The sequence below is a fragment of the Terriglobia bacterium genome (genome assembly GCA_020072565.1).
In the GTDB taxonomy this organism is placed as follows: Bacteria; Acidobacteriota; UBA6911; order UBA6911; family UBA6911; genus JAFNAG01.
In genome coordinates, this window is the sequence record JAIQGI010000128.1 from 1 (window position 1) to 3,799 (window position 3,799).

Here is a 3,799-nt window from a genome sequence, read left to right on the forward strand (position 1 = left end):
AGGACGTATATGCAATGACCACGGCCAATGGCTATACTGGTTGCCGGAACCGACGCCCAATGATCCTGCCAACGAATCAACCTGTGTCAGTGCAACTGCGGGAGATGCAATATGAAAACTGATCCTTTGAGTTGGACGTTCTCGCTTGCCCCCGCTGCGGCGGGCGGATGAGAATACTCGCTGCCATCGACACCCCGGATGCAATCCATAAGATTTTAGCCTGCCTTGGCCTCCCCACGCGGGCTCCGCCTATCGCCCCTGCAGCATTGGAATCAGACACGCCGTTTGCATGGTAACAAAGCGGCCAATTTTCACTGCCATTAGGTGGAAGTGCGCCGAGATGGCTGAGGGAGGCTGCCAATCTGCGCTGCAATCAGGCGCCGCCGCGCCAAAAACACTGTCCGGGAACCCGGCTCAGGGAGTAAATATCGTCTGACTGGGGCATTTCCCCCGTAGTTTACGTAATTTGTTTTTATCGGAAGCTGCTGGAGCCGTGGGCAGCACCCTCACTGGGAGGCGGGCGGGAAATTCGGCAGCTTGTACTTCTTATCCATCGCCAGTACCTGCTTGCAGCAGTCAGGCTCCTGGCCATCCGCTATTTTGATTGGCCGCCAGATTTCGAAGGAATTGGCTGTCGTGCCGGCCCATTTTGGTACTAAAATAACCCTATGAAACGCGAACAGGTCATTCGTATTTTATCGGCGGAGCAAGCGGAGCTTGCGATTAGGTATGGAGTCAGATCCATGTCCCTTTTCGGATCCGTTGCCCGCGATGAAGCAGTCCCGACGAGCGACGTGGATCTGTTGGTGGAATTCGACCGTCCCGTGGGATATTTTGGTTTGTTCGCGCTGCAGGACCATCTCGAATCCCTCCTCGGCTGCAAGGTCGATCTGGGAACTCCGGACAGTCTTAAACCGCGCATCCGCGCGCGCGTGCTAGGAGAAAGTGTTCGTGTCGCCTAGAATCTGGAGGGAACGGCTACAGGATATTCTGGAGGCGATAACGGAAATTCAGGCCTTCACCGTAGGCATGAATTTCGAAACCTTTGCCGCCGACAAGAAAACCATGCGCGCGGTAGAACTTGACCTGATCGTCATCGGCGAAGCGGCGAATCAGATCCCGGATCACATTGAGCAGGAGAATCCGGAAATTCCGTGGTCCTTGATGCGCGCAATGCGCAACCGCCTTGTGCACGTTTACTTCGCAGTCGATGCTCGACTGCTGTGGGATACGATCCAAAAAGACCTGCCCGTTTTGTTTTCAGTACTCCAATCTATCCGGTAAGAATCGGGGAGAATCTACTTTGAGGTCGAGCCGGAGAAGCTCTGGCACGGCATGCTTTGGTTTGGGTTCAAGGACTCAGATCTGTGACAAGCGGTTTGGCTGAATTTTTATGTCGATCCTGGCATTCCGGGCGGATAACGCGCAAATCGGAAACTGACAAAAGGTGAAAATAAGGAGCTGCTAATGGTGTTCAGTCAGGTGTCGCCTTCAGCCGGGATAATCTCGGGCATGCTCGCGAGTTATATCGATCACGCTATGGAATTGGCCGTTTACGGGATCATCGAAGACGAGGCATCTTACTGGGGTGAAATTCCTGGGCTTCAAGGAGTTTGGGCACGACACAAATCCCTTGAAGGATGCCGCCGCGAGTTGCGCGAAGCCCTGAGTGACTGGCTTGCTCTCCGGCTGCGCATGGGGCTGAACATTACGATCGTTTGGGGCCCGAGCTGTAATAAGCCGTCACGATCGCTTTCGCCTTGACTGTCATTTCATGAATCGCCCGGTGTCCGAAATCGACGATCTTCTCCGGATGCCCCAGGGCCCAGGCGGCATCCGTATCGCCTCCTTGATGACCGGTGTCGGTGGATGCAGAAGCATAACCGTGACGCACGGCATCAGCCAGGGCCGCATACCTGATCGATCCCGCGAATCCACCGTTTCCTATACCCTGGAATTTGCCATTCCATCCGGATGTCGGCATCCAGATTTCAAACTGTACGTCTGAATCGCCGGTCGGCTTAATGGCACCCCCGACGCGACAAAACCTGGGCAGATTGTTCAACCGCGGACCGCGCCCGGATATGAACGATCCGTCGGTAACTACCTGGGCGCTCGTGATTGTAGTATCTGGAAGTGAGAGCTGAGTGAGGGCATCACAATTCTGACCAACAGCCGGAATGGTTGCGAACATCATGACTTCCATAATCCCCAATAGAATCCAATGACTCCTCATCACACCCCCTGCACTGTAAATCGAAAATTGGATAGGATCAGCCGTAGAATTGATCGTTACCGGCGCCAAGGCGCTCACGCGCCCGCCCTCATTCCCAGACCAAGGGCCTGGACTTGAGCGACTACGTTAACTTTCGGGCTTCTCTGAATCAAAACGGTGAACCAAGTTGGCAGGATTCTACCTCAGGGAGGGATGGCCGCGCAAACATATCCCTACTTTTGACTGATTCGAGTTGACCCTGAGCCCAAAACAGGTGCAAGTTCACCAAGATCGAGGTTGATATGAGAGTGCTGTATATCGGGGGCACCGGGAATATTTCGACAGCCTGTACTCGGTTGGCCGCGGTAAAAGGGATTGACCTGGTTCTCTTCAATCGCGGAAAGCGCGTGGCCGAATTGCCGCAAGGCGTTCGGCTGATCCCCGGCGATTCCGCCTCCTGAAGGGTTCCCCTCCGACAATTGTATCCGCACTCTTGGCGCTGGCGGAAGTGCTATACTTTCGTTTCAATCCGGAGGCTGACATGGACACCGTTGCTCATTTCTTCAAGGCGTACTGGTGGGTCGTGCTGGCGGTGGTGGTGGCGATCGGGACGGCGCTGTTTCCTTCCCTGAGACGCCGCGGCGGCCCGCCGAGCAGTCCGCCGCGCGCATGACTCGCTTCTGGCATCCCGTCGCCGACATGGCCCAGGTGAACGGCCATGAGCACATAGGAAGGACAAGCTGCCTCATTTTCCCACTCTCCCCTGGGCGTTGCTCCTTGCAGGCAGGTCCCTCCGCTGCTGATAAGGGGCTTCGGACTAAATCCGCCTGCGGCGGATAGATAAGATCCTGCTATTCCGCTTAATTTTCCAATTCACATCAGGTGGAAATCTAGCGCAGCATCCTTCCAGGGAGGCCCTTCAGTTCACTGGTAAGCGGACATTGTTAGTTTTGCGAATCTTTGAGCCTTGGCGTCTTTGAGGTGAAGCTGCTTACCTCCAAGCCTCGAAGGCTCGAAGAATCGCTAAGGGTTCATGTCCGCTTACCAGTGACCTGATTAGTAACGCCTAAGGCAGGGTTGATCAGAAAGCGAACTGTATATCTAAACAGGATGTTGCCGGATAAGGGGTTTTCGAACAAGTATCCTGCCATTACGACGGATTGATCCCTGCTCATGAAAAACTGAGCGCGCCTGCCGTTCGCCCCGACCCACCGCGGGGAGTTGCGCGACAGAAAAGCGTCAGGGTTTTTCTGTCTCCGGGTACAACAGCGCATTGAGCAGGAATTTATACGTCCCGTGCGTTTGGGCGCGGTTCTGGCACCGGATGCCGATCAATATCATTCGGCCCTGTTTGTACTTGGTGTCCACCACCGCGGCTTTGCGGGCAATCATGTTCTCACCGATCAGCCATCCGCTCATCAGCAGATCGTCTTCCGGGTACGCCGCGAGCGCCGGGATAAACCGGCATGAAGTCGAGAATGAAAGAGTCTTACAGGAAAGGAGTAGCGAACCATCCTGACCTCGAGTTTTGCACGTATCGTCGCGAGGCGAGGCGCGAAGCGTAAACAGAGGCACTGGTGGGCA

Annotated in this window: 6 protein-coding genes; 4 read left to right on the forward strand and 2 right to left on the reverse strand. The window is 55.1% G+C overall.

Features of this window, described 5'->3' with window-relative positions; translation table 11 throughout:
• Window positions 1–668: 668 nt before the first annotated feature.
• Window positions 669–962, forward strand: a complete 294-nt coding sequence (locus tag LAP85_29680) for a nucleotidyltransferase family protein (GenBank protein MBZ5500581.1) — start codon at window positions 669–671, stop codon at window positions 960–962.
• The gene (locus tag LAP85_29685) at window positions 952–1,284 is read left to right on the forward strand and encodes a DUF86 domain-containing protein (protein ID MBZ5500582.1); all 333 of its coding nucleotides are present in this window, start codon (window positions 952–954) and stop codon (window positions 1,282–1,284) included. The genes LAP85_29680 and LAP85_29685 overlap by 11 nt, the downstream gene beginning before the upstream one ends.
• A 424-nt stretch (window positions 1,285–1,708) precedes the next feature.
• Here the strand turns inward: LAP85_29685 and LAP85_29690 are convergent, their stop codons facing one another.
• Window positions 1,709–2,236, reverse strand: a complete 528-nt coding sequence (locus tag LAP85_29690) for a tannase/feruloyl esterase family alpha/beta hydrolase (GenBank protein MBZ5500583.1) — start codon at window positions 2,234–2,236, stop codon at window positions 1,709–1,711.
• Window positions 2,237–2,517: 281 nt separating this feature from the next.
• On the opposite strand from LAP85_29690, the gene LAP85_29695 reads away from it, so the two are divergent.
• Window positions 2,518–2,676 carry a hypothetical protein gene (locus LAP85_29695; protein ID MBZ5500584.1) on the forward strand — a complete coding sequence of 53 codons (159 nt, stop codon included), beginning with the start codon at window positions 2,518–2,520 and terminating at the stop codon, window positions 2,674–2,676.
• A gap of 47 nt (window positions 2,677–2,723) precedes the next feature.
• Window positions 2,724–2,888: a hypothetical protein gene (locus tag LAP85_29700; protein ID MBZ5500585.1), complete on the forward strand. Its 165-nt coding sequence runs from the start codon at window positions 2,724–2,726 to the stop codon at window positions 2,886–2,888.
• Window positions 2,889–3,454: 566 nt separating this feature from the next.
• On the opposite strand, the gene LAP85_29705 is transcribed toward LAP85_29700, so the two are convergent.
• Window positions 3,455–3,799 (reverse strand): hypothetical protein (locus LAP85_29705; GenBank protein ID MBZ5500586.1); only part of this gene is annotated, 345 nt, incomplete at its 5' end.